The 25,527-nt window shown below is 42.8% G+C and carries 32 protein-coding genes and 1 tRNA gene; 9 read left to right on the plus strand and 24 right to left on the minus strand.

All coding sequences use genetic code 11. The features are described from left to right. The first annotated feature begins 19 nt into the window (after window positions 1-19). On the plus strand, window positions 20-493 hold the full coding sequence (locus ACMYSL_RS18415) for a DUF4755 domain-containing protein (protein WP_434659368.1): 474 nt from the start codon (window positions 20-22) through the stop codon (window positions 491-493). A gap of 38 nt (window positions 494-531) precedes the next feature. Further along, the gene (locus tag ACMYSL_RS18420) at window positions 532-909 is read left to right on the plus strand and encodes a hypothetical protein (RefSeq protein WP_434659370.1); all 378 of its coding nucleotides are present in this window, start codon (window positions 532-534) and stop codon (window positions 907-909) included. A gap of 65 nt (window positions 910-974) precedes the next feature. Here the strand turns inward: ACMYSL_RS18420 and ACMYSL_RS18425 are convergent, their stop codons facing one another. From ACMYSL_RS18425 to ACMYSL_RS18445, 5 genes are all read right to left on the minus strand, one after another. Beyond that, on the minus strand, window positions 975-1,223 hold the full coding sequence (locus ACMYSL_RS18425) for a hypothetical protein (protein WP_434659372.1): 249 nt from the start codon (window positions 1,221-1,223) through the stop codon (window positions 975-977). A 213-nt stretch (window positions 1,224-1,436) separates the two neighbouring features. Continuing rightward, window positions 1,437-2,567: a hypothetical protein gene (locus tag ACMYSL_RS18430; protein ID WP_434659374.1), complete on the minus strand. Its 1,131-nt coding sequence runs from the start codon at window positions 2,565-2,567 to the stop codon at window positions 1,437-1,439. A gap of 442 nt (window positions 2,568-3,009) precedes the next feature. After that, complete coding sequence (locus ACMYSL_RS18435; RefSeq protein WP_434659376.1) at window positions 3,010-3,711, minus strand: hypothetical protein; 702 nt, start codon at window positions 3,709-3,711, stop codon at window positions 3,010-3,012. Then, window positions 3,712-4,406, minus strand: a protein-coding gene (locus ACMYSL_RS18440) for an IS1-like element IS1N family transposase (protein ID WP_087786203.1) whose coding sequence is annotated in 2 segments (ribosomal slippage) — window positions 3,712-4,160 and window positions 4,160-4,406 — 696 coding nt in all. Because the reading frame shifts where the segments join, the coding sequence is not laid out codon by codon here. Between the two features lie 317 nt (window positions 4,407-4,723). Then, window positions 4,724-4,993 (minus strand): hypothetical protein, encoded by a 270-nt coding sequence (locus ACMYSL_RS18445; protein WP_023286663.1) that lies wholly within the window; start codon window positions 4,991-4,993, stop codon window positions 4,724-4,726. Between the two features lie 916 nt (window positions 4,994-5,909). Here ACMYSL_RS18445 and ACMYSL_RS18450 point away from each other — a divergent pair. The 3 genes from ACMYSL_RS18450 (at window position 5,910) to ACMYSL_RS18460 (ending at window position 7,682) form a co-directional block, all read left to right on the plus strand. Then, entirely contained in the window at window positions 5,910-6,467 is a 558-nt protein-coding gene (locus tag ACMYSL_RS18450; RefSeq protein WP_049033025.1) for a replication/maintenance protein RepL, read from the plus strand. Between the two features lie 169 nt (window positions 6,468-6,636). Further along, window positions 6,637-7,116: a DUF4756 family protein gene (locus tag ACMYSL_RS18455; protein WP_434659379.1), complete on the plus strand. Its 480-nt coding sequence runs from the start codon at window positions 6,637-6,639 to the stop codon at window positions 7,114-7,116. A gap of 161 nt (window positions 7,117-7,277) precedes the next feature. Further along, the gene (locus ACMYSL_RS18460) at window positions 7,278-7,682 is read left to right on the plus strand and encodes an H-NS family histone-like protein (RefSeq protein ID WP_434659381.1); all 405 of its coding nucleotides are present in this window, start codon (window positions 7,278-7,280) and stop codon (window positions 7,680-7,682) included. A gap of 196 nt (window positions 7,683-7,878) precedes the next feature. Here ACMYSL_RS18460 and ACMYSL_RS18465 read toward each other — a convergent pair whose 3' ends face one another. The 14 genes from ACMYSL_RS18465 to ACMYSL_RS18530 form a co-directional block, all read right to left on the minus strand. Then, window positions 7,879-8,367, minus strand: a complete 489-nt coding sequence (locus ACMYSL_RS18465) for a hypothetical protein (RefSeq protein WP_434659383.1) — start codon at window positions 8,365-8,367, stop codon at window positions 7,879-7,881. A gap of 556 nt (window positions 8,368-8,923) precedes the next feature. Then, a complete protein-coding gene (locus tag ACMYSL_RS18470; protein WP_434659385.1) occupies window positions 8,924-10,045 on the minus strand; it encodes an SEL1-like repeat protein in 1,122 nt (373 codons plus the stop codon). 46 nt (window positions 10,046-10,091) lie between these two features. After that, window positions 10,092-10,442: a DUF6404 family protein gene (locus ACMYSL_RS18475; RefSeq protein ID WP_434659387.1), complete on the minus strand. Its 351-nt coding sequence runs from the start codon at window positions 10,440-10,442 to the stop codon at window positions 10,092-10,094. Window positions 10,443-10,508: 66 nt separating this feature from the next. Then, window positions 10,509-11,315, minus strand: a complete 807-nt coding sequence (locus ACMYSL_RS18480; protein WP_434659389.1) for a class I SAM-dependent methyltransferase — start codon at window positions 11,313-11,315, stop codon at window positions 10,509-10,511. 221 nt (window positions 11,316-11,536) lie between these two features. Continuing rightward, complete coding sequence (locus ACMYSL_RS18485) at window positions 11,537-11,773, minus strand: H-NS family histone-like protein (protein ID WP_434659391.1); 237 nt, start codon at window positions 11,771-11,773, stop codon at window positions 11,537-11,539. A 60-nt stretch (window positions 11,774-11,833) separates the two neighbouring features. Then, entirely contained in the window at window positions 11,834-12,184 is a 351-nt protein-coding gene (locus tag ACMYSL_RS18490; RefSeq protein WP_434659393.1) for a hypothetical protein, read from the minus strand. Between the two features lie 39 nt (window positions 12,185-12,223). Beyond that, window positions 12,224-12,460, minus strand: a complete 237-nt coding sequence (locus ACMYSL_RS18495; protein WP_434659395.1) for a hypothetical protein — start codon at window positions 12,458-12,460, stop codon at window positions 12,224-12,226. A 53-nt stretch (window positions 12,461-12,513) separates the two neighbouring features. Next, window positions 12,514-12,810 carry a hypothetical protein gene (locus ACMYSL_RS18500; protein ID WP_434659397.1) on the minus strand — a complete coding sequence of 99 codons (297 nt, stop codon included), beginning with the start codon at window positions 12,808-12,810 and terminating at the stop codon, window positions 12,514-12,516. Window positions 12,811-12,950: 140 nt separating this feature from the next. After that, window positions 12,951-13,109: a hypothetical protein gene (locus tag ACMYSL_RS18505; RefSeq protein ID WP_434659399.1), complete on the minus strand. Its 159-nt coding sequence runs from the start codon at window positions 13,107-13,109 to the stop codon at window positions 12,951-12,953. A gap of 65 nt (window positions 13,110-13,174) precedes the next feature. Continuing rightward, the gene (locus ACMYSL_RS18510) at window positions 13,175-13,492 is read right to left on the minus strand and encodes a hypothetical protein (protein WP_434659401.1); all 318 of its coding nucleotides are present in this window, start codon (window positions 13,490-13,492) and stop codon (window positions 13,175-13,177) included. Window positions 13,493-13,646: 154 nt separating this feature from the next. Then, on the minus strand, window positions 13,647-13,865 hold the full coding sequence (locus ACMYSL_RS18515; RefSeq protein WP_434659403.1) for a helix-turn-helix transcriptional regulator: 219 nt from the start codon (window positions 13,863-13,865) through the stop codon (window positions 13,647-13,649). A 207-nt stretch (window positions 13,866-14,072) separates the two neighbouring features. Beyond that, window positions 14,073-14,918 carry a DUF6387 family protein gene (locus tag ACMYSL_RS18520; protein WP_434659405.1) on the minus strand — a complete coding sequence of 282 codons (846 nt, stop codon included), beginning with the start codon at window positions 14,916-14,918 and terminating at the stop codon, window positions 14,073-14,075. 360 nt (window positions 14,919-15,278) lie between these two features. After that, a tRNA-Ser gene (locus ACMYSL_RS18525) sits at window positions 15,279-15,366 on the minus strand. 141 nt (window positions 15,367-15,507) lie between these two features. Next, window positions 15,508-17,136: an ABC transporter substrate-binding protein gene (locus tag ACMYSL_RS18530; protein WP_434659406.1), complete on the minus strand. Its 1,629-nt coding sequence runs from the start codon at window positions 17,134-17,136 to the stop codon at window positions 15,508-15,510. A 267-nt stretch (window positions 17,137-17,403) separates the two neighbouring features. Between ACMYSL_RS18530 and yccA the strand changes: the two genes are divergently transcribed. Both yccA and tusE read left to right on the plus strand, forming a co-directional pair. Continuing rightward, the gene (gene yccA / locus ACMYSL_RS18535; RefSeq protein ID WP_112215297.1) at window positions 17,404-18,063 is read left to right on the plus strand and encodes an FtsH protease modulator YccA; all 660 of its coding nucleotides are present in this window, start codon (window positions 17,404-17,406) and stop codon (window positions 18,061-18,063) included. 88 nt (window positions 18,064-18,151) lie between these two features. Further along, the gene (tusE, locus tag ACMYSL_RS18540; RefSeq protein WP_182237696.1) at window positions 18,152-18,481 is read left to right on the plus strand and encodes a sulfurtransferase TusE; all 330 of its coding nucleotides are present in this window, start codon (window positions 18,152-18,154) and stop codon (window positions 18,479-18,481) included. Here tusE and yccX read toward each other — a convergent pair. The 3 genes from yccX to ACMYSL_RS18555 are packed head-to-tail and all read right to left on the minus strand — an operon-like array spanning window position 18,478 to window position 20,174. Then, window positions 18,478-18,759, minus strand: a complete 282-nt coding sequence (yccX, locus tag ACMYSL_RS18545) for an acylphosphatase (protein WP_304257776.1) — start codon at window positions 18,757-18,759, stop codon at window positions 18,478-18,480. The genes tusE and yccX overlap by 4 nt on opposite strands. Window positions 18,760-18,810: 51 nt before the next feature. Further along, on the minus strand, window positions 18,811-19,599 hold the full coding sequence (locus ACMYSL_RS18550) for a helix-turn-helix transcriptional regulator (protein WP_434659409.1): 789 nt from the start codon (window positions 19,597-19,599) through the stop codon (window positions 18,811-18,813). Between the two features lie 20 nt (window positions 19,600-19,619). Beyond that, window positions 19,620-20,174, minus strand: coding sequence for a YbhB/YbcL family Raf kinase inhibitor-like protein (locus ACMYSL_RS18555; protein WP_434659411.1), 555 nt, complete (start codon window positions 20,172-20,174; stop codon window positions 19,620-19,622). Between the two features lie 190 nt (window positions 20,175-20,364). Between ACMYSL_RS18555 and rlmI the strand changes: the two genes are divergently transcribed. Both rlmI and hspQ read left to right on the plus strand, forming a co-directional pair. After that, a complete protein-coding gene (rlmI, locus tag ACMYSL_RS18560) occupies window positions 20,365-21,567 on the plus strand; it encodes a 23S rRNA (cytosine(1962)-C(5))-methyltransferase RlmI (protein WP_287855319.1) in 1,203 nt (400 codons plus the stop codon). 185 nt (window positions 21,568-21,752) lie between these two features. Continuing rightward, on the plus strand, window positions 21,753-22,070 hold the full coding sequence (hspQ, locus tag ACMYSL_RS18565; RefSeq protein ID WP_182237686.1) for a heat shock protein HspQ: 318 nt from the start codon (window positions 21,753-21,755) through the stop codon (window positions 22,068-22,070). A 73-nt stretch (window positions 22,071-22,143) separates the two neighbouring features. Here the strand turns inward: hspQ and ACMYSL_RS18570 are convergent, their stop codons facing one another. Both ACMYSL_RS18570 and ACMYSL_RS18575 read right to left on the minus strand, forming a co-directional pair. After that, entirely contained in the window at window positions 22,144-23,106 is a 963-nt protein-coding gene (locus ACMYSL_RS18570) for a fimbrial protein (protein WP_434659413.1), read from the minus strand. Further along, window positions 23,106-25,520, minus strand: coding sequence for a fimbria/pilus outer membrane usher protein (locus ACMYSL_RS18575; protein WP_434659415.1), 2,415 nt, complete (start codon window positions 25,518-25,520; stop codon window positions 23,106-23,108). The genes ACMYSL_RS18570 and ACMYSL_RS18575 overlap by 1 nt, the downstream gene beginning before the upstream one ends. Window positions 25,521-25,527: the final 7 nt, after the last annotated feature.

Consider the following 25,527-nt stretch of genomic DNA (forward strand, 5'->3'; position numbering starts at 1 on the left):
TCACATGGAGGAAGTAAAAGTGGAAACAACAGGTATTATATTTTTGATAGTAATTTTTATCATTATATTGACTGTTTCTGATATACAGAAGAAAAAGCACTACAACAGCTTTACAGAAGTTCTGGACGGCGACATTTTATCTTATGAATGTCAGCGAACCGGGATCGTTATAGATACAAAACAGCGAACTGTTCGTTTTTTCGATAAAGAAGGAGACAAGACATATTCTTATGACAATATCAGAGAGATCAATTACACGCTTTCAGAAGGTGGTAAGTTTTACGGAAATGGAACATTGAAAGGCATGAATAATGCGGCTATTGCTAACTGGAGAGAACAACTTGCAGCTAATAAACGATCTGGCCTAAATATCTTAACTGATGATATTAAAAATCCCATGTGGAAGATTAATGTTCCCTTGAAGAACAAAACCACTTCAAATCAAGAACTTTGCGAACGCTGGCTTCTTGTTTTTAAACAATATGTTTTTTAATCCGTTATCTTTAATTATTATCTACCTATGGGCCTAAAATGAAAAAAATGCTTATTGCTGTATTGGCTATTGTTCCCCTTGGCAGTTGCACCGTACATGGTAATAAATCTCTTACAGATGAAAATCATCAGACGGTAAAGCTAAAAATCGTCAAGGGGAAAACCACCCAACAAGAGATCCTTACCGCGTTCGGAGAACCACAGACACGCGCCACAAACGATGGACAAGAGATGTGGAGCTACTCCAGCATGACGGGAGAAAGCCAGTTATCTAACTATATTCCCGGCCTCGCTCTACTGAACAGTAGCAGTACAGCACACATTAAATCGCTGGATATCTGGTTTAAGGGTGATGTTGTAGAACGTTATAATTTTAGTCAGACAGCAAGTAAGCGTTCACATGGGTTGTTGGACTAAAATCTATATTTTAGCATTATACATAAAAGCCACTATAGAAAGTGGCTTTTAAAACAGAAATTATTTTATTTTTCTTTCTTACTTAAAAAAATTTTTTCTCTAAAACTTCGGGTAGAATGTTCTAACCCTGAATCAGCTATATTAAAATTTCGCACTTCAATCTCAATATTCAAAATATCTTCGCTAACAATGTATACTACTTGATGTATATGTTGTTGCTCAGTATTATAAGCAGAAGAGACCCTATCCTCTTCAACACCATCTAAATGAGTGGGGAGAGGAGTTGTGTATGACCAGAATGCATTCTTATCCATAACGACCTCCTTATATTTTAGGATCATTATAGCATTTAATTCTTTCAATGTATAATTTTTTTAAAGAAATTAAAACCCCCAACATGTGAAATATAGGTTTTAACAACGCATAGAGGCTTTCAGCCTTTAAGTCATTCTCTAGGAAATTCACTCTATTAGCATATATGTTGAAAATACATATAACTGACTTACCTTCAAAAGGAGTTGAAATTTTCATTGGATCAATCTCAATACTATATATTGGAAAAGAGATGAGAGATTTCGGTTTATCACTATCTTTTTCATAATAATTTCGAATAGAGCGTTCATATGCTCTTTGAAATGAGGGGACTTTCTAAGATCACTAATGTAATCATTTACAGATTCAATTATATTTTTTATATAAACCTCATGACTATTAAGGGCTGCATAAGGAGCACCAAACAAGTTTGGGTGATTCATTTTTGTATCGTGATGTTTTAAAGTGAATGGCATGCATAGTGGCTCAGCTTCTTTATCAATGCCCTCATTATAACAATTAGAAAAATTGTTTTTTTTATCCAACTGGCATGTGCATGTTTTTTCACAAACTAAAATAAAATCACAACTTTCTAGTCTAGCCTGTAGATTTGCAGAAAAGAGAAAAAAGGGCGATGAAGTTACCGCTTTGGCATTGAATATAGAATTATTATTATATGACTCTGTTGATAATCCGCTATAAACAGCTTTTGAATTTATTAAATTAAAAACATTAGCTTTTAAATGTACATCATCATATCCGTCTATAGATCTTTTAGTTATCAGTAACACAGATTGAATTGCTGTTTCAATAGCTTTATCCATTGATGTATTAAATTTTTCCCTTTCATTTACATCACCAAAAACAACACCTTTCTTATTATTTTCCTTCGCCTCAATGAATTTAAAATCTTGTACGCAATCATTTATAACTTTCATTAAATTTAAGCATTGAGTACTATTTTCTTTAATAGCTTCATAGGTAGGCCGTGTATAATTTTGAAGTTCCTTTTCCTGACTTCGGATGTAATGTAAGAAGCTCAATATTAATGTTAACGTGACTGAAGTTCCAAATATGAACGTCTCAATCCCCCAATCAGTTCCGCCGAACCATTGTTGTTGTAACTGAGAGCCGAATACTGAAACAATAGATGCCCAAATTATACTCACCCCAACAAGTACGAAGTTCCCATTTGCAGTATGCGTCCATTTAGACATCATGGAGGTTATGTTGTCTTTTCTCCTCCTTGAGAAATAAAAACATAATGATACCGAACAGATGATTACAATGAGTAAAGAAGTACCAACAATCCCAAACTGATTTAATTTTGATATTATATTTTCCATTTAACCACCATCGTGTATTCATCAAACAGAAACGATTATACTTTAACTTTTAAATCTAAACAAAAACTAATGCACAGATGTAAATCACGAGTTTTTTTACTGGTTGATACTGGTTTTGTCATAAGTCACCTCTGATTGAGAGTTTACTCACTTAGTCGCGTGTATACTATTGCTGGGTAAGATTAAACCTCATCCGAGTGGCGACTTCAGTTGTTTTACTTTGCTGGTAGTTAAATATATAAGAGAGAAACCTCTCCAAATAGCTGAGCGGAATAGTGTTCCACTTTCGGGCAGCACAAGCAGGGAAAGGCATCAGCGCTGTTTACTATACCTGACCATGCTGTATCGGGTTTGAGATGTGTTGCCCATACTCAACATGCCGCCCATTAGTAAACAGTAGGTATAGAGGTATTCGGCGCAGTTATTTAAGAACACTTGTATATTAAAACATTTTCTTAATGATGTTTTTTTCATAGTCTATTAATTCATTATAATCATACAGTTTTTTATTTGATATCAACCGAACAACTTCATCATCAACTAGGTGATCGGGTATAAATTTCGCAATTTTTTGTATTGCCGACTTAGGAACCCCATATTCTATAAGGATATTTAAATGTTCTGGTATAAAATCATTTTCTATTATGGATGAATAATACAAATAATTTCCGGGTACTAAACCCAAAAGCTTACAGACATATGTTTGCAATTCATTTAATACAGATAACAACTTTGGAAGCTTATATTGAAACCAATGACGCAATATATAAAAAGAATCTTTTATCGATTCATCTATTATTTTTATCGTTTTTTCATTATTCATCTTTCCTGACTTTCTTAAATTATAGTTATATGTATTTTTTACTAACTCTAGTATATTTTGGGAAAAGCCATAATCAAAAGTAACTTTAGTTAATCTTTCGGCGGACATTTGATTACTTTTCTCATTATCTTTTAATAAATACTCCCAACACAAATGTATACAAAATTTTAACTGTTCATATTTTGGCGTAGAGGTCCATGCAACCAGTGCATAATTATCACGTATGTTGGACTTTAAATAATCAAGAAGTTTTTTTTGTCCACGGATGTTTATAGAGTTATTTTTAAATAAAATACTTTCATCGAATGGTGATGCTTCCAATTAGTAGAACATGTGTTTTTCAATAAACGTCCCGATGACTTTTTCGTGGATCTCTACTGAACGCGAGAAGCAGATTGTTTTACGAGCCAAGCGCTTAATGCGGGTGCGCAGCGTCAGGTTATTGCGCTCAATCCGTTGGGTGAATATTTTTCCGGTCAGATGCTTATCCTTCGGCACCTCCCGGCCATAGCTGCCCCAGTCGTCGCTGGTGATCATGCCGATGTTGAATGGCGTAAGCAGTGCCAGTAGTTCCCGGCAGGTTTCATCGGTACGGGGACCAAAAGTGTAGGCCAGTACACCCCCTGTTTTGGTGTTATACGCGTACCAGAGCCAGTGTTGCCGGGCTTTACTGCCAACGAAACTCCATTGCTCATCAAGTTCGCAGATAAGCGCCACATCAGCATGAGCAACGGGCGAAGACGTTATTCGCTTTGGCGTGAGTTTTTTAAAGTCCGGATGACGGTGTTAATGCCAATTTTCAGTGTTCTGGCGGTATCGCGAACCCCGGCGCCATTGAAGGCCATTTCAGTGATCAGCTCTTTAATGCCCGGCTTACGGGCCTCATAAGTGTAAGTGAGCTGAAAAACGCGGTGGCAGTCACGGCAGCGAAATCTGTCATGGCCTTTAGGGTTCTGACCATGGCGGTAGACCTGTGCAGACTGACAACGAGGACAATGAATGTTAACGCTGGCCATGAAAGAACCTCAAAAGCCCGCATTATACATCAGATTCAACTAATTAGAGGCATCACCGAAAATTTACTTTCTTAGTCGCGTGCCCACTATTGGTGGGTAAGATCAAAGATCATATTGCATCGGAACAGAAAATTAATTTACCTTCCATCGCTCATCGCCTCCTGACGCTATCAGGCAAAGCATTTTACCAGAACACTGCCACTTATTGCATTCGACTTTAACCTAACCCATGTTCGTTGATAGCTCTGGATATAGATTCAACCCAAAAGCATTGACCTTATGGATAACATCACAATATCTGAAACTGATAACTCAGATTATAACATCTGTGATTTTATAGTTTCTTCACTCATCTGTGTGAGTTCTGAAACCAAGCGAATATAAATATTTTTCAACCTATCTTTATCGCAACGACTTACAGACTCCGATAACAGATAATGGCTATAATTATTGACATAAATATCATTGCCATTTTCAAGAGTGAGTTTTATTCCATGTTCAGTATCTTCTACTTTGTTTACAATACAGATCATAAATGGTGTTTTCTCATGGGGATGAAAGAGTGTTATCATTTTAATATTTTTCATTTGATTTTTTCTTTTTTATTCATTACTATTTAATACTACATCGCGATCGTGAAAATCAAATTTATTTATGTTTTAACCATGATTTTTTCTCTTATTTTTAAACTACTTTTTGAAAAAATCTTTATCTCTGTGCTGACGCACGACTACGCCCTGACGCTGACATTTTTATTTTATTCATCTCCTGCCTGTTAAATAAAAATAAAAGTACTCGATCATTGTTTGATCTCTTTTCCTCATGATGCTGAATTTAGATCCTATGTTTAAACATAGTTTTACCTTTAGACATATAGCATTTTCTCTTAAACGTATAGGAAAACTATATCCTTGGTAGCAGCACTTCGTGATTGTTGCGAACAATCACTCTGCTGAACAGGGCTTGCCCCTGTTAATATTGGATTTATCCAAAAAAGATCGCGTCGTAGACGCATATAAAGTTAAAGTAAAATTAATTAAGCAGTCCCGATAGTAGCAGCGGTTCGTGATTGTAGAAAACAATCACTTCGCTGTAATAACATAGTAGGAAAAATAACACAGATAACACCACTGGTGCCATTTTGATAAGGCACCAATCAACTAAAAAGAAGAACTATTTTCAATATTACATTCTTTAAAATGTCATCCAAAGCTTCGCTATTTGAATAATGAAGAAGAAAAATGCTCTCAAGCCAGCTATAGCTTAAAACAAAGTACGCACTCTCGGGAGTTAAAGTCCCGAATCCCGGTACTTAAGTTGATAACTATTCTCAAATAAAAATAATAAAGTTTTATTTTTATATATTCTGTAGCACTACAAGTTTTATACGTAAAAACATCAAGTGTTAGCTATTTTAAAAAATATAAACTTTAAGTATTGACTTGCACACAAAATATAGTATTTACTTAAATGTATAACTAAAAAAATAAAGGAGTAAATACCATGATAGAAAATAAGATACAAACTGAAGTAAAGAAATCAAGAAGAGGTCTCCCACGTCATACTAAAAACCCATTTCTTAATGATACAAGTCTACATACAAAAACTGGCGTCAGACGTATTACTACAGGAAAAGATCGATTAGCATTAGTTAATGAGAGTACGGGAGAGCAAGTTGGTAATGGTGGTTTCTTTCAGTCTATGGAAGTAGACAAGACACAGTTCGTGAAGCTTTATGTGGATGGCGTATCAGCTATTGAGGGTTTATCCTCATCCGGTAAGAAAGTATTCAAGATACTGTATCTTGCTATCAGAGATAATAAAGATACAGATACGATATTAATGTCATTCGATATTGTTGATCAAGATATCGTAAAAATATCAAGAACTACTTATTTCAAAGGTATGAAAGAACTTGCTGACAAGAAATTTATTGCTGAGACCATGATACAAAACTATTATTTTATTAATCCAGACTATATGTTTAATGGTGATCGTTTAACTTTCATGAAAACTTATTACTTGAAGGACAAAAAGAAAACAGTGAATAATAAAAATTAATTACCAGCGGGAAAACAGGCAAAAAAAATCGCCGTAATAAACCACGATTGCATTAAAGGTATTTTCTTGCCAAGAGAGCTAAAGAGCTAAAGAGCTAAAGAGCTAATTTGACACTAACACTATATCTCGTAATATAAATATATCCACCATTTATTAACGAGGTATTTTTATGAGAAAAGTAAAAACAGACAACAGTGATTTAATCCAGTATTTAGAGACAGCCAAAGAACTAAAAAATCATATTACGATTGAAGAATACAGAAATGAATATCGTAGACTACGCTCTGATGATATTCCGTGGAGTAAAGTTCAGAAATTTAAATCTGAACATACTGAACTTCGCAGACTGGATAAAAAGAGAGAATCCTTTATTGAATGTTTTATTGATGAATTAAATCCTATCAGTAGTTCAAAAGCTAACACATCAGCAAAATCATCAGGTAATTTTGATCTATTTAACGAACGTGCATTATATCGTAAAGCACTTTCAGAAAAAAGTGATGATGAAATATTTGCCTTAGTCATAAAACAGCGTACAGAAGCCGCTGTTGAGTTCCAGCGTTCCATAGAACAAAGTCTTGAGCAACTCTCTCACATCTCGTCAGAGTTCGAACCATCAAGCCAAAAGCGTAGAAAAATGTCTCTTTAAAGAACTGCTCTATGTTATCTGTGTCAAATAGGATGTTTTAAGATTGCTTAAGCGACAATATTTACTATATTATTGATTAACTGATATGCTTTTGACTGTTCAACAGTATTGCATACATTCACCTTGAAACGGCCATTTTTTATACAGGAGATATATAAACTATGAGTGAAGCTCTCAAGGCACTGAACAATATTCGTACACTTCGCGCACATGCTCGTGAAACCGATCTGGCAACTCTAGAAGAGATGCTGGAAAAACTCTCTGCTGTCGTTGAAGATCGTCGTGAGGAAGAAAGAGCCGTCCGTAAAGAACAAGAAGAACGTCAGGCTAAGCTGCAAGCCTTCCGTCAGAAACTGTTAGAGGATGGTATTGACCCGGCTGAACTCCTTTCTGTAGTTAGCTCATCTCAGCCTAAAGCCAAATCGACCCGCGCTCCTCGTCCAGCTAAATACAAATATACAGATGAAAACGGCAATGAGCAGACTTGGACAGGTCAGGGCCGCACTCCTAAAGCAATGGCTGCTGCTATTGAAGCAGGTAAGACGCTGGAAGACTTTGCGATTTAAATTTTGAGTGTGATACGGGTTCCATGCTTCTGTTGCAGAAACCCGTATTCTCCCTCTAGATGTTTAAGATAACTATATTAGTATATATCGACTGACACACTGCCTGATTTAGTACGTTTTTTGAACTAAGCGAGTATACTCAAAACTTGGTATTATCTTTTTAACGATTCTCTCAACAATAATTTTTATCCAAATATTAGTTTCTGTCTGCTTTACTGTCAGATAATTTTATTTTACGATTTAACCAAGAAACAATACGGTCCTCTTTTTTAAAGACTTCTAAAAAGCTTATCATTGCCTTCAGGACAGCCGAACTAGAGATTATTATCAACAGACCTAAGCTATTTGGCACAGGGAAATAATTTTCTATGCCTACTGTGTATCCAATACTTTCCCCTGCTAGCTGCATAGCTTTTACAGCTGCAACAAAGAATAAAAAAGCATCATTTATTTTTTTGATCCTCTCACCGCATCTTAAATAAATATATAACAAAATTAATGAGGAAAGTAGCGGCACTAGAATTATCATATATAACTCTGCAGGTATTTTTTCAGTCACAAAATAAATAAGCACCCCATATAATGCAAGAACAAAAATGCCAATGATAAGCCCAGAAATAACAAGTCCCAAAAAACCGAAAGTAGTCAATGAATTTTTAGTCAACTGTTCTTTTTCATCACTCATTTCATCTTCCTGAAGTATGTGTATATCAAAGTATATAGCTTAATTAAATTTAGTGATGTTTACAAGTATTTATTAAATGCTTGATTTTTTCCTAAAACATGATAATAAATAAGTAATATTAAAAATAACAGCGGAAGAAAATATGAATTATTGGCTCAAAGAGATTGATGGTAAAAATGCCCAACTATTAACGATATCTTTCTATTATATAGGTTTTATTATTAACACGATGGTATTCTTCACCATAGTTGATGACAAAATACATTCTGGCGCGTCATTCGTTATGACGTTGTTTTTGTTAACCTCCCCTGTTTTTTCCGCTTTGTTATACGAAAGCTTATGTTCTTATTCGAAAATTAAATTTAACGCATTAATAACTGTAAGTATTTTTATTACTAACTTCATCGTAATTACTTTGATTTTCATTTAACAATAAAGTATTATTTCATACCTTTTTGTTGTTTGAAATTAAATAACCATTCAAGATTACGCCATATATATAAGGCTCACTATAAATTAATAATCTTCGGTTTGATATTTATTTAATTCCCATTGACTATTCCTGTCGTTTACATCCTTCCTTATGCCCATTCTTACATGCCAGCCCAAACCAAGTTCTTGCTTGTTTCAGATTTATACTTCCCCCCTGACCAAGCTCATTCATAACGCCAAGATCGAACTGTGCCTGCGCATCATTTTGAGCAGCAGCCTTTTCATACCAAGCCCTCGCCTGATGAAAGTCCTGCCCAACCCCTTCACCATTTTCGTATATTACGCCAAGGTTATACTGAGCATCGACATGACCTTCCCCAGCTGCTTTTTCGAACCATTCCTTCGCCTTTCGATAGCTCTGAGTTACGCCCTGACCGTAGTAATAGATCTGACCTAAATTATATTGAGCATTCAGCTGATTTTGAGACGCGGCTTTTTTAAACCATTCTCTGGCTTGCTGAAAGTTTTGATTAACTCCCTCACCTTTGTAATAGAGCATACCAAGATTAAACTGAGCATTGGCGAAATTTTGTTCTGCTGCTTTCTCATACCAGTCTTTTGCCTGCTGGTAGTCCTGCTCTACACCATTAGCATTGGCATACAGAATTCCAAGGGCGAACTGCGCATCAGGGCTATTTTGGGCTGCAGCCTTTTCATACCAGCTTTTGGCTTGACGATAATCCTGTTCTACCCCGTTACCCTTTGCGTATAGAACAGCGAGATTGACCTGAGCACGCTCATCATTTTGAGCAGCAGCTTTTTCATACCACATCTTTGCCTGTTGGTAGTCTTGGCCTACCCCGAGACCATCGTTATACATCTCTCCAAGCAAAAATTGCGCATCAACATCATTTTGAACCGATGCTTTTTCATACCAAGATTTGGCCTGTTGATAATCCTGATTTACCCCGAGACCATTTGCATACATCAAACCGAGTTTAACCTGCGCACGCGGATCATTTTGGGCAGCGGCTTTTTCATACCAAATCTTTGCCTGCTGATAATCGACATCCAGTATTTCTCCATATAAATACATGAGACCCAACGCATACTGAGCTTCTACATCTCCGTTTTCACCTGCTGATTTCAACCTAGAAAGCGTAGAATCCCTGTCACTGATAGCAGCATAAACAATCGCAAGAAGGATAATAAATCCCGCTATTAACCAATATTTCATTTTTCCCATGTCACACCCAGTCCATTTAAAGGCTATAGCGCCTCTACAGAGATCTTTACTCCAGACTATCCCAGTCAGGCAGATTGTTAACTACCTTTCGCCACCAATGATACGCAGCCATAAGAACACCAAAGCAAATACCTGCGACTATGCTTGAGACAAATGCAACGCCCGGTTGCATACCACTGTCCTTCCATGAAGAAAACCACATACAAATCCCCCATGCCGGGCCAAACCATACCCCCATCAACAGGGTAATTTGCCAGAACGAGGCAAAAGGTAATGGTGGGATCTTGAGGCCAGCTTTCCATGCGAGGCGTAGCAAAGGAGGGGCATAGTTACTACGCCACATCTTCTTGCTTTCCATTATGGCAATGGCGCGTTTCTTTTTCTCATCAAAAATCATGTGTTTTTCCACAATTAGAACATATGAATGCGTCCGCCCGACAACACCTGCTCACACGAGACAGGTTCAGGGCGTTATACGGAAAACAGAGACAAAAGCACATTTCGCCATGCCCGGAATCAAGCGAACCAGCGAATACCTTCCCCACTTTCTCGGATGAAGTTTCATCATATAATCTGTCGAGACATGCTTTAAATGGGGACTCCAGTTTTCCAGCTGTTTTATATCATCAATACCCCATTTAAAACGCGCCTTCATCTGTCCAACGGTTTCGTGTGAATCTGATTTTTTCACCAGTCGATTCGAGTAACCATCGAAGCAAATGCTTGCTCCCCGGAGACGCTTGATCAGTTCATTGAATAACTGCTTAACCTGTTGCTCGGTAAAATAGACAAGAACACCTTCTATAAAGAAAGAAAATGAACCTTCAGGGTATTTGTCTAGTAAGGAATCCATCCACTCTGTTTCCAGAATAGATCCGACCATAAATATATTACGTTCATTATTATTAATATTTAATTTATTTCTAAATGAAATTACTTCTGGCAAATCAATATTGATATGTATCCCTTCACCATTATCAACACGGCTAAACCGGTTATCCAGACCACATCCTAAATGAACCAGAACTGGGTTTTTCCTGCGCAAGGTTCTTTGCGCCCAATGGTCAAACAAACTTACACGGATCGCCGTCCCTACTCTGGTCAGTTTCTTATTCTCAAATTTAGAAAAATCAACTGACAATAATCTCACCAGCTCTTCAGCTTCCTTATCTTCGAAGAGACGGTCTGATCGACGACTTTCTTCTGCCCTCATCCATAAAGGAATAAGTAAGGTATCAGAAACTATGTCATCAAAGAGTAACTTATCCATCTGTTTCAATCCCCTGTCAAAATTAACACCTCATAACAATTACATAACCTGCCAACAACATAAATGGTAATGATTATCATTGTCATTATCAAGAGCTTGTGTGTCAATCACTACTTCTATAAATGATCTCAAAAAGAAGCATATGTAAAAGATTTACTCTGACAGTTCCATCGTAAGCGCAGCATATTCCCGATACATGTTCCTCCAGAATCTCGTCGTTATCAGAGGTCTTCTGGTAAAATCCGGTCACACGCCATTTTCATAATCAACTTTTGTAATCTTTTTATTTTCAAATTATATGCCTTCTTCTCACCGATCTCCTGATAGTATTCTTCCCGGCGCTCCGCAACAACTTGACGGAACTTCTTCAAAAGCTGTTCCAGTGTTTTGATGTCGGTAGTAGCCGCTTCAGCTTGGATTTTTCTATACATATACATTACGTGGAATTCATCAATCATCTTAAACCTCTTAGTTTTATTATTTCCCTCTTTCGAGGGAATAATCATTACATCTAAATATTAAATAAGTGTTATTTTTAACTTCCAATAAGTAGGATCTTGATTTTCATTCTGATTTATATTTTTAAACACAAGTTCAATGATATGCTCCAGATGCCAATGTAAGATCTCTTCCTTCAAATCATTTTTATCGATATCATATATATTATTGTTGATAGAGTATTTCATTATCTCACGAGTTATAACCACATCATAAATAACTTCTGAAAGTTTGCCCCAACTCATAATATAGATTGCTGTTTCAGGTTCTTCTTCATAAATGGTATATATTTCATCACAGAATCCTTGTAAGATGTTAGCAATAAGATGGTTTTTTGTTTTATCATAACTGTTCAATACAATCTCTTTCATTTTCCTATCCTTATTTTTCAGTTAATAGTTAGTAAAATACTAGTCGTTATAAACAAGATTGATAATGACAGATCCATATTCCAGATCTAACTCATCAACTAAATCGTTATTGATATGTCGATTTAGTGCATCAACTAAGTTCTTATCTTCAATTATTTCTTCTACTGAATATCCACTCAGAGCAACAAACACATCTAAGCTTTCTTGAATGGTGTTCATCACTTCGGAGGTTCCCTCGCACAACATACTTACTACTACAGATATTTTATTTGTCATTAATATTTTCCTCTTATATTTTTTGGTTAGCCCCTGCGGGGCAATATTCGTTATTATTTTCTGAAGATTTCTGAATACCCTACTAACATGGCAGCGATCTGTTCAAAGTTAACCTGATTAATATCACCACTGTTTCCTTCTTGAGCAGTGAATCTTTCAAAGTTGTTCTGAATATGATTAATCACATGGATAATAAATGGACTCATAAAATCTGGGTCATCCAAATAATCATTGGCGTCACCATCACCATTAACTCCCATGAACATATTCCAGCTTGCGCTAAACGATCTACATGCAAGGTCATAAAACAGTTCGGTTGATTTATTAACACCTATCTTTTCTTTAAACATAATTAACCCTCATAGCTATATGATTATTTGGAATTCAGTTTATTTTGACCCACACTGGGAGAACTATTTTTATAAGCAAGTTCTATGATTACAGAACCATATTCTAAATCTATCTCGTCAACCAGTTCATTATTCACATGTCAACTCAAAGCCTCCAATAAGTTTTTACCCTCCATGATTTCCTCGATAGAATAACCACTCAGAGCAAGAAAAACGTCGAAGCTTTCTTGGATGACTCTAAGTGTCTCAGGCGTTTTTTCACATAACATACCTACTATTACTGAAATATTATTTTCCATTTACACGTTCCTTCTTAGGTCGATTATTAGCCCCTTGACGGGGCTAAATAGAGCAAATGACATTATTAATCAGGGTTAAAAATCACGTTATGCATAAATCTCAAATTCACTTTAATCTCATCAAAGAATACTTCTTTCAGAGAGCCTGAACCACCGTGCTCTTTAACAAACTGATTAAATCCTTCCTTACTGTTATCTATTACCTTGTCAAAAACATCATCCATGTATTTCATATCCTCGACATTTTTACAAAACTTCTCGCCCATATACTCCTGCATGTTATGAAGATAAAGTTCATAACAGGAAAATGATTTTGCAAGAAACCATCTGGTGGACTCATTGGTGACTTTTATTACATGAGCTTCACTTATTACATTATTCATATTTATTTCCTTCTGATATTTTAATTGAAAACATCCCTACAGAAAATCTGTATTACTCCATTTTGGAAAAGGATATCGTTAACAGCAAACTTCTTTTTGGTTTTGATTTTTTTTTACATAAAACCTCCTTATATCATTATATGATTAACATTTATTAAGCTGCTTGTTTGCGTGATACCTGAATAGTCTGCTCGATCCATTCATCTATCTCACTTTCAACAAAAGCGACACACCTTGGTCCTATTTTTACCCTGTCAGGAAAGTTCCCTTCCTTAATACGCTCATATAAGGTAGTGCGGCTGAACCCCACTCGGTTAAGAACATCTGGAACACGGATAAATCGTTTTACGTTGTTTTCATTATTTTCTTTCATTGTTTGTCCTCTATTGTTTAACGTAATCTCTATAAGATTTCGTTTTTCTCTATGTTGTTGCGACGAGAACAATAATAGCGAATTTGCTTATGACATTTTAGGGACGCTCAAAGAAGAGTTTTATGAAAAAATCGAAGGGAGTTGAACGAAAAAAGATTCGTTAAGGCTGGATGCGATCACGTTCGCTCACAGCGAACGTAACCCTTTTTACTTGGCTGCTTTTTTCTTCTTCTTATCATCCTCAACATGCTTATCAATCGGTGAGTCTTTTAAGTGATTGTTTTGCATGATGTAATCTTCAAGCGATTTTAGATAGCTTGCATCAGTCAGAAAAGCCATTGCCAGCGGGTAGTCCGTTGCCTTTAGCATTCCTTCATCACGATCGTTGTCGCTGTCTTCGTGAAGCAGCGAAGAAATCAATGAAAGCGGGATTTTGACGCCATTGTCCTCACCCCAGAAAATCAGGTCCATCATCGGAATAAGACGATATTCAATAATTTTTCTGAACGTGCTTTTGCCGAAACGATACTCCCGTTCCGCAGGAGCTTTCATCTTTAGCTGTCTCTTCCATTGGGGGATCAGCACTTTCAGATGTTCAATGATTTCTTCAGTTGATGCCTCTTCCAGATGAATATCGACCGTAATACGGGCAAGGTTTTTCAGCGATGTTTCTTTTAGATACTCGGACAGAAATTCGGATTCGCTTAACGCGGAAAGCTCAGGAGTGGCTTCGGTTAATGCCAGCGTTTTCGCATAAAATTGCGCGTGGCTTCGTGTCGTAGGGTTTACTGCGTAGGTTCTGGCAAGCTCATGTCCAAGGGTGGCAGTATCACCACTGAAAAAGATTTCGCCTCGCAAAATTTTATAGCGGTAGTCATCCAGCAATAATCGATTAAAGGTTGGTATGGTATTCCGGCTCAGCAACATCCTGTAGGCCAAGATACGCCGCTCAATCTCCACATAAAACTGTTGAAGGCTTAGCTTCTCTATCGCCTCATAGCGTTCAACATCAAACCATCCTTCCAGTGCTTTCCTGATTTCACTTCTTTTCATCCGTCCTCCTGCAATCCATTACGCTCTCTTTAGCTGTTTTAACCGACAGAACAATCGGTTGTCCAGTAAACCATCAGCGCAATACGTTTGGGCTACAGGGTCCCATGCTGATATGTCGCTTTACCTGCTCGGAGTATGTTTGAGGACTTAGCGCTGGGAGGATTGTTCCCTGATTTCTTAACAGAGCACGGTTCGAAATGGATTTGCCCTCACCCGAAAGATGAGTATCTGAAAGGATTTTTAGTGAGAAAGGACGGATTTTAGATGTAAAAAAAGCCCGTATAAACGGGCTTTTTTTGTACCACTTTATGCACCATAAAATCAAAACCATACTTCAAGTTATTGATTTTATTACAAATTTGGCGGAAGCGTAGAGATTCGAACTCTAGAACCCTTTCGGGTCGCCGGTTTTCAAGACCGGTGCCTTCAACCGCTCGGCCACGCTTCCAATGAGGCGCACTATAAACACCTCCGTTCGGGCTGTAAAGCACGATTTTATTCAACCGCCTTAAAAATAAACAAAATCGTGCTATTCGCCTGAAATTCAGGCGGTTTGCGCAGAATTTCAGCGCAAACCACCCTCTCATCGTTAGTGTTTTTTGATGTACATATCTTTGGTGTAGTAATACCCCAGCTTGTCAGGCGTGAACCCACCCACCCACGGCTTCACCAGGTGTGTACGCACGTAGTGATAAACCGGAACGGCAGGTACATCCTGCCCCAACATATCCTCGGCCTGCTGGTAGAACTTACCTCGGGTCGCCGCATCAGCCGCTTTGGCCGCATTATGCAGCGCCTCATCGTAGGCAGGATTGCTGTATTGGGTGGTGTTTTCACTATCGCCAGTACGGAAGTTATTAAGGAAAGTCGCCGCGTCATCATAATCGGCAATCCACGAATAGCGCACAGCGTCAAAATTATGCGTATGCATGGTATCGAGCATGGTTTTCCACTCCTGGTTTTGCAGCTTCACCTCAACGCCAAGATTCTTTTTCCACATCGAACTGGCAGCAATGGCAATTCTCTGATGCGATTCCGAAGTGTTGTAGAGCAGATTAAACACTAGTGGATGGGCCTCATTATAGCCCGCCTCATTCAGTAGCTTTTTCGCCTCGGCAATTCGTTTATCGCGCGGCCAGCTGGCGTACTCCGGGTTTTGCAGTTTGACTCCACCAACTTCCGGCTGACTGATAAGCCACGCCGGACGCTGTCCCTGCCCCAGCACCTTCTCGGCGATAATATCTTTGTCAAGCGCCATATTTAGCGCGCGACGTACACGGGGATCGTTAAACGGTGGACGGGTAGTATTGAACTCGTAATAGTAGGTTGCCAGCTGCGGCGAAACATTCAGTTGATCGCCCATGGTTTTTTTAAGCTGAGCAAACTGGTTAATCGGCACGGTATACACTATGTCGATCTCACCCGCTTTATAGCGGTTCACATCGGCAGCTTCGGAGCTTATCGGCAAATATGTCACCTTATTGATAACGGTATGCGCATTGTCCCAGTAGCGCGGATTGCGCTCGGCCACGATGCGCTCATTCACTACCCAGGTTGAGAGCTTATAGGGACCGCTGGTCACCATATGCTCCGGCTTAGTCCACTTATCGCCATAACGCGCGATAAGCACTTTATCGAGTGGAACCATCGAAGGGTGTGCCAGCATTGCCAGGAACGCCGCATTCGGCTGATTCAAAGTTACCTCAAGAGTCGTGTCATCAATGGCTTTCACCCCCAGCGTCTCGGGCGTTTTTTGCCCCCGCGCGATCTCTGCAGCGTTAACGATATGAATGTTGCCAGGATAACTCGCATAAGGGGAAGCGGTAAGCGGTGAGACCAGGCGCTGCCAGCTCCAGACAACATCCTGCGCGGTGATTGCCGAACCGTCGGACCAGGTTACGCCTGGACGTAAATGAAATGTCCAGACGGTGTTATCCTTATTTTCCCATTTTTCCGCCAGTCGAGGCTGGATCTCCCCCGCCGGTGAAACGCTGACCAATCCTTCAAAGAGATCGCTGAGGATATTAAACTCAACGTCACTTTCGACTTTATGCGGATCCAGCGATGATGGCTCGCTACCGTTATTTCTGACTAATTCCTGCTTCTCTGCCAATACCGTTCCCGGCGGCACCTGAGCGGCCAGCGCCGGGATTGCCATTGAGAACAGGCCGACCGCCAGTAGCACACGTGTGATGTGATTATATTTTTGTGATTTCATATCCCTTGCCTTTATTACGTTTGGTTTGTACCCTCTCCAGACTTAGTCGCAGAATGGCGATAACACAATATTTTTCAGTTACTTATCAGATTTAGATCTAATTCTTCAAACTGAACATACGAACATGCTATTCACGTGATATTTTACGGAATAATATGCTATATAAAGCTGCTCAGGGCTAAGTAAAGATGGGTAAAAGCACTATGGCTTCAGCTCTGCTTTTTTTATGCTTGGTTATTAATTACATCTGTCATAAGAGAGTGACTCATGGATCGTATAATTACATCGTCGCGTGACCGTTCATCGCTGCTCAGCACGCACAAAGTTCTGCGAAACACCTATTTCCTGCTTAGCCTGACGCTGGCATTCTCCGCCATTACGGCGACGGCCAGCACGGTGCTAATGCTACCTTCTCCGGGTCTGATTTTGACGCTGGTCGGTATGTATGGCCTGATGTTCCTGACCTATAAAACAGCGAATAAACCGGTCGGTATTCTGTCGGCATTCGCCTTTACTGGCTTCCTGGGTTATATCCTGGGGCCAATGCTTAACGCTTACCTGTCTGCGGGCATGGGCGATTTGATTGGTCTGGCGCTGGGCGGTACCGCGCTGGTGTTCTTCTGCTGCTCGGCCTACGTGCTGACCACGCGCAAAGATATGTCCTTCCTTGGCGGGATGCTGATGGCGGGCGTGGTGGTCGTACTTATCGGTATGGTCGCAAACATTTTCCTGCAGTTGCCAGCTCTGCACTTGGCGATCAGCGCGGTGTTTATCCTGATTTCTTCAGGCGCCATCCTGTTTGAGACCAGCAACATCATCCGCGGCGGTGAAACCAACTACATCCGTGCGACCGTTAGCCTGTACGTCTCGCTGTACAACATCTTCGTCAGCCTGCTGAGCATCCTTGGCTTCGCCAGCAGAGATTAACCTTCTCCCCGGCAGTTCCGAGGCCCCGCTTATGCGGGGCCTTATTTTTTGCTACACTGCCGCCAGTTTCAGCGGTATGTGAAAAATTATGTTTATCTTTGAAGACAATGAAATTGAGACCGATAACGACGGTTATCTGAAAGATACCACCCAGTGGAATGAAGCGATGGCGATAGTTATCGCTGAGCAGGAAGGGATCACCCTATCCGCCGAGCATTGGGAAGTGGTGCGCTTTGTGCGCGACTTTTACCTGGAGTTCAATACTTCACCGGCCATTCGTATGCTGGTGAAAGCGATGGCGAATAAGTTCGGCGAAGAGAAAGGCAACAGCCGCTACCTTTACCGTCTGTTCCCGAAAGGCCCGGCTAAGCAGGCGACAAAAATTGCCGGGCTGCCCAAACCGGTCAAATGCATCTAATACAGAATGGCGAACTTTTGCCACTCTCTGGTAGGTTGATGGGGTTCTGTCAGCACTCTGTCGACCCGCGCGCTGCGTGGCCCACCGGCCTTCAGCCAGTCAATTAACTTATCCACCTGCTGAGATTCGCCACAGGCGAGAACCTCTACGCCACCGTCATCAAGATTACGCGCATAACCCGTTAGCCCGAGCCGTAGCGCCTCACGCTGGGTTGAATAGCGAAAGCCGACGCCCTGAACGGAACCGTATACCCACGCCATCGTGCAAACCGTTGCCATGTTCCCTCTCCTTTTCGGCTAATGACTCAATACTGAGGATAGCAAATTCTTTCAACGTACATGCTTGGGCAATACGCCATAATGCTGGCGAAAACGAGCGGTAAAGCGAGATCCGCACAGGTAGCCGCTGTTTAGCGCAATTTCACCAATGGGCCGCGACGTCGACTGTAATTGCCCCAGCGCGTAGGCCATACGCACCTCTTCCACTATCTGGCGGAAGCTCCGTGACTCCTGTTGCAGGCGGCGGCGCAGCGTCGATTCGCCCAGAAACAGCATTTTAGCGACTTTCGCCACACTCCACGTCTCGGCTGGCGACAGCATAATAATTTGCCTGACCTGACCGGTTAAATCCTGCTGCCGCTCGTTGAGTAAGGGTCCGGCGTATCCTGCCTGATACAGCGCCAACAGCAATCCCATTGCCTGATGATGCTGTAGCTGGGCGGAAAGCCCTCCGCGTACCGCCTGTAGGACGTTCTGCCACATAAACGTCAGTTCAGGGGCAAGCGGCGCGCACAGCGATGTCAGACGCCCGGTCTGCGGCTCGTTCATATAGAGAGCCTTAAAATCCGCCAGCAGTTCCGGAGTTAATGAAAGAAGATCGGAGCAAAATAACCCATTTTCCGGCTGATTAATCACTTCAAGCTCAACATCGGCAGGCAAAATGATCAGCTGCTGCGGCGTCGCCAGCATCTGACTGACGCCCTGCACAATCACCTTACTGCCGCGGTTTACCCGACAGAGCGCAGGAGAAAACAGCGTGACGCGATGCAGCTTGCATAATCGCCGGGTGGTGATTTCCGCCGCCGTTAAAGCATTATGCTGAAAATTGATACTCCGCATCAGGCTGCCCTTATTTTTGTTTATCGCCCGGCCATCGCTGTTAATTCCGCGCTGGCGATTACGTGGCTATGCAACATAAAACCGACTAACGCCCCGCTAGCCTGGGCATCAATGGGTAATGTCGGCGTATTGAGCGCCCACACCGTAAAGCGATAGCGATGAGGTTTGTCTCCGGCAGGCGGACACGCGCCGCCAAAACCTGCATAACCAAAGTCATTACGCCCTTGTACCGCCCCAGCAGGCAGTTTAGCGTTATTTTTATCTCCGGCACCAGAGGCTAAACTCGTTACCTGACTGGCGATATTCACTACCGTCCAGTGCCACCAGCCGCTGCCGGTCGGCGCATCCGGGTCGTAAGCGGTCACCGCAAAACTGCGGGTGCCCGCAGGCGCATTTTTCCAGGCGATTTGCGGCGAGATATTTCCGCCTGAGCAGCCAAAGCCGCCAAACCAGTGCGCCTGCGCCAGAGTCGCACCTTTGCGCATATCCGCACTGCTGACGCTAAAGGGGGCGGCAATCGCCACGCCGCTCATCATAGCCATTATCACGACCGCTAATTTTAATTCTGTTTTCATTGTGTTTTCCTCCATGCGTGAGGAAAACACTGTAAGATCCTGGCGTGATTTTTATTGTGCCAAAGCGCCTGTGTTTTGTGCCGAAACGCTCACCTGTCAATACCGGTGGAATGGTGCTTGCATCGGCCACTTGTGCTAACCTACGCGCCATTTTTCGGTGCCGACATCCCTGTTGCTTAAAGGTAGCCCCATGACAGATTCCGTTTTCCCCCGCTTAGTGTTAACCAAAGGACGCGAGAAATCCCTGCTGCGTCGCCATCCATGGATTTTCTCCGGTGCTGTCGCCCGGATGGAAGGTAAAGCCCGCTCCGGTGAAACCATCGATATTGTTGATTCGCAGGGAAAATGGCTGGCCCGCGGGGCGTTCTCTCCTTCTTCACAGATCCGCGCCCGCGTCTGGAGCTTTGATCGCGATGAAGCCATCGATAACGCCTTCTTCGAACGTCGCCTGCAGCAGGCGCAGACCTGGCGCGAGTGGCTGGCGGCCCGCGACGGCCTTGATAGCTATCGTCTGATTGCCGGTGAATCCGACGGCCTGCCGGGCGTGACTATCGACCGTTTTGGCGACTTTTTTGTTCTGCAGCTGCTGAGCGCCGGTGCGGAATACCAGCGCGCACCGATTGTCAGCGCACTGCAAACGCTGTTCCCGAACTGCTCTATCTACGATCGCAGCGACGTCGCGGTGCGCAAAAAAGAGGGTTTGGATCTGGCGCAGGGGCCGGTCGTCGGCGAACTGCCGCCTGCCCTGCTGCCGATTACCGAACATGGTATGCAGCTGTTGGTGGACATTCAGGGCGGTCACAAAACCGGTTATTACCTCGACCAGCGCGACAGCCGTCTGGCGACGCGTCGCTATGTTGCGGATAAACGTGTGCTGAACTGCTTCTCCTATACCGGGGGTTTTGCCATTTCCGCGTTGATGGGTGGCTGCAGTCAGGTGGTCAGCGTTGACACCTCACAGGAAGCGCTGGACGTCGCAAAACAGAACGTTGAGCTGAATAAGCTGGATCTGTCGAAAGCGGAATTTGTCCGTGATGACGTCTTCAAGCTGCTGCGTAAATATCGCGATCAAGGCGAAAAGTTCGATGTTATTGTGATGGACCCGCCAAAGTTCGTCGAAAACAAAAGCCAGCTGATGGGCGCCTGTCGCGGCTATAAAGACATCAACATGCTGGCGATCCAATTGTTGAACCCCGGCGGCGTGCTGCTGACCTTCTCCTGCTCCGGCCTGATGACCACCGATTTATTTCAGAAAATCATCGCCGATGCCGCCCTGGATGCCGGGCGTGATGTACAATTTATAGAGCAGTTCCGTCAGGCTGCCGATCACCCGGTGATTGCAACCTACCCGGAAGGGCTGTATCTGAAAGGGTTTGCCTGTCGCATCATGTAAGTTGAAAAGTGGAGAATCTGCCCGCATTTATACCCTAAATAATTCGAGTTGCAGGAAGACGGCGACGCAAGGAATCCCCAGGAGCTTACTCAAGTAAGTGACTGGGGTGAGCGAGGAAAGCCAACGCACATGCAGCTTGAAGTATGACAGGTATAGCAGGTAATCACGTTTCCCAGGAGGTGCTTATGATAGCCAGCAAATTCGGTATCGGCCAACAGGTTCGCCACACGCTCCTGGGTTACCTGGGCGTCATTGTGGATGTCGATCCTGAGTATTCGCTCACGGAGCCGGAAGAAGACGAAATCGCCGCTAACGACGAACTGCGCATGGCCCCATGGTATCACGTGGTTATGGAAGACGATGATGGGCAGCCGATTCACACTTACCTTGCGGAAGCGCAGCTAAGCAGCGAACCCAGCGACGAACACCCTGAACAACCCTCAATGGATGAGCTGGCGAGAACGATTCGTCAGCAGCTTCAGGCGCCAAGACTGCGGAATTGATTCCCTTTGCCTTATCCCAACAGATAAAAGCCCTGCCTGAACAGTCAGGGCTTTTTACCAATGCCACGCAACTTCAATGATAGGTTATCGTAAACGTCGCCGTGCCATTAGCAATACCGGCCGTCACCCGGGGACCCGTTTGATAATAACGTGCCTTAAGTTTGACGACCTCATTACCACCGTAGAGAGAAGTGTAGTAGTCAGTCTCTCGGCCAAATTCCACCGCGCTTCCACCATCAGGTTGGTACCAAAGTTGAATACCTACTCCCGTTGCCGCCATATCCCCCCGCTGGGAGTCTAATTTCATTACGCCCGGAGCGTGGGAAGCATCTGCGTCAGCCTCTATGCGCACGTTAATTTTGGCCCCTTTCGCGCAGTTAAGTGGAATATTTACAGATTGCCAGGATGTGGTACTACCTGGCCCACTAAATTCAGATTGTAAACGACGACCCAGAGGCACATTAATCATCGACGAAAGTACCGAACAAGTGGGAGTAACAATATCGCCTCCCCCGGCAATATAAAGTTCACTGACGTAACGAGGCCCTACACCATAAACAGTATATGTACCGGTCTGTAATCTGCCTGCGGAGACCGCACCTGTCTTAATTAACTCAACCTTCCACCTTGGCCCATACTCCCAAGATAATGTTCTATTTTGACTCCATGTTTCATAAGGGTCATTGGGGACTAACACCACTTTACCGGCTGGATATAACCAATGAATGCGAATGCCAACGCCGGAAACATTGGTTGCCGCAATCCCATTATTGTTGGGCGTCCAACCGTTTATATATTTTACCCCTCTCGAATTTCTACCCGTGCATTTCGCATACTGTTCTTTATTATGATTTTCACTGACTTCTGTTTCATAAAAAACACTGCCAACCGGTAAATTATCCGCAACAACAAATTGGTTTGGGAAATTGAATGCCAGCTTCCGGTTATTCCAGCCGTTGACGGCATCACAACCTGCGTACGTCGCAAACGTCAGCAAAGACAGAACCAATAGCATCAAACTGCGAACAATTTTCATCAACGACACTCCTCCCTGAGGCGAATAACCGACTGCCTATCCGATTGAGGCAATTTGAACGATACGTTGCATATTTGCGTTTTGCCCCACAAAACCGTCAGATGTTCTTCGTCCTGAACGCCAGAAAGATAAACCTCGCCATCATTACCCACGATACCGTTCGCTGTCGAAGAAGATGAGACAATAGCGCCAAAGGGGATCGGAGCACCTTTCCAGGTCAGCGATACCAGTACTCGATAACCAATACGTGTACTGTAGCTAGCCACCACCACCGCCCCCTGCGTTGGGATCATCGTTTTAACCGGCAAATCGACATCAACGTTATCCCCGAGATCTTCAACATTCAGCTGCAGGCTGTTTTTCCGATAGGGGCTAACATAAGGAACCACGGCGTTCCCCCAGATATCAGTCATGATGCCTGGAAAGTTTTGCACTTTAATTCCTTCGGCTCCCGGCGTTCTGACAATCGCTATTTGGTCAGCAAGCGGCTGAGAAAACGTCAGTCCATATGGATGCAGCACCACTCCGCCTTTAAGGCCGTAATTAAGTTGTCGCGCATTGCCACTGTTACTGTAGCCCGCATTCATTTCCGCATACTGGCCTTTATAATCAGCGCTGAGATTCCCACCCGAACGTTCACTTTTCGAATAACTCTGTTGCACGCTATAGCTAAGATTACGCTCGGCTAGCGCGTTACCGCCGATGCCAATTTGTGCTCGTGTATCGCCTCTTTTTACGCTCGTGGTGCTCAAATTCGCCCAGCTATCGGTTAATAACCCTGAAAGTGGGATTTGTATATTGACCGCGAGCTGTTCTTCACTCGCTGAAGCCCCATTTGGCGATCGGCTCTGACTGTAAAGTATGCTGTAACTAACATTATATAGTTGACCGCTCCAGCCACCGCTAAGCGTCAGTTCGCGCTCTTTTTTATGCCAGTAATTTTGCTGCCATGCTGACAAAAACAGAGAACCAATAGCCCCCAAGCGCTGAGAAATATCAAGTTGCAGGCGCTGGCGTCGATTACCGTTCTGGTTTTTATCGCTGGTGTTAAACGCATCAGCAAAAGTGTAAAAACCGCTGGTGGAATAACGATAGCCCGCCAGGCTAATGTTCGTCCCGGTTGGCGCTATGCTTTTCGAATATAACAAGCGATACGAGGTGCCTTTTTCTGCCCTGGAGCGCGCGGCGGTCACATCAGCAGAAACCGCGCCAAGCCACCCTAACCCCAAGCCAATTCCCAACGCGTAGGCACGGTAATCCTGGGCATGCTGCACGCCGTTGTACACCGTCATACCGCTCGGTAATCCATACATCGACGTGAATTGCCCGAAAGTCGGTTTATCCTGGCTATCACGATAGTTACCGACGGTGGCCGCGTATTTCAACCGCCCTTCACGCTGCATCCGCGGCACGGAGGAAAAAGGCTGGAGAAACGAATGCTCGCTGCCGTCCGCTTCCCGTACCGTCACCGTCAAATCACCGCCGGCCGATGTCGGATACAGATCGTTGAGCGTAAATGCGCCGGGCGCAACGTAGGTGCGCAGAATCGTGTAACCATTTTGCTTCACCGTGACTTCCGCGTTCGAATGCGCTATCCCACGAATAACCGGAGCAAAGCCGCGCAGGCTGTCCGGTAACATGTTGTCATCTGACGCCAGCTGTACGCCGCGAAAAGACAGGCTGTCAAATACATCCGCCGGTGAGTAGCTATCTCCCAGAACAAATTGGCTCTTCCAGGGCGCAATATCACGCTGCAAATAACGGCTAATAGACTGCCAGCGGCCGCCTGATTTGCCCTCATAATTCCATATGGAGTAGTCACGAAATCGAAAACCCCCCAAATTAACGCCGCTTTGCAAGTTAGCGTAATAACGATCGCTATCGGTGTTTTTCCCGCCGTGCCCACCGCTCAGATTGTAATTCAACAATGCCGCCGACACACCTTGATCCCAATCGGCACTATCTATTACATCCAGGGTAGGGTTCAACATTGCCGCCTGCGGGATGCTAATATTTAATCTTAATTGGTTAAAGATAAACGCTGTTGAGGCCATCGGAATAAAGCGTTCAAGCGCCACAATGGGCGTATCATCAGCCTGTGCAGAAAAGAAATCTGTTTTAACACCCCACCGATGCAGCATTGCAGAAGTCAATTCTGGATGTAGTTTGCCCTGTTCATCACTCACGAAGTTAATGCTTTGCTCTTCCCCTTGTCGTTCACCGTTAATATAAACACTCACCAAATAAATACCGGGCGGCTGACCGCCCGACTGGGTAAATAGAGAAAGGTCTGCCATCCCCTGCGCCGGGTTATCCAGTTCTAATGCGTGAACATTAAAGACTTCCTGCGCATACAGGGGGAAATGGCTCAGCCACGCCACCGTTATCACCAGGTGATATGACGTTCTGGTCATAAAGATA

The sequence above is a fragment of the Klebsiella sp. MISC125 genome (genome assembly GCF_051131775.1).
Taxonomy (GTDB): Bacteria; Pseudomonadota; Gammaproteobacteria; order Enterobacterales; family Enterobacteriaceae; genus Klebsiella.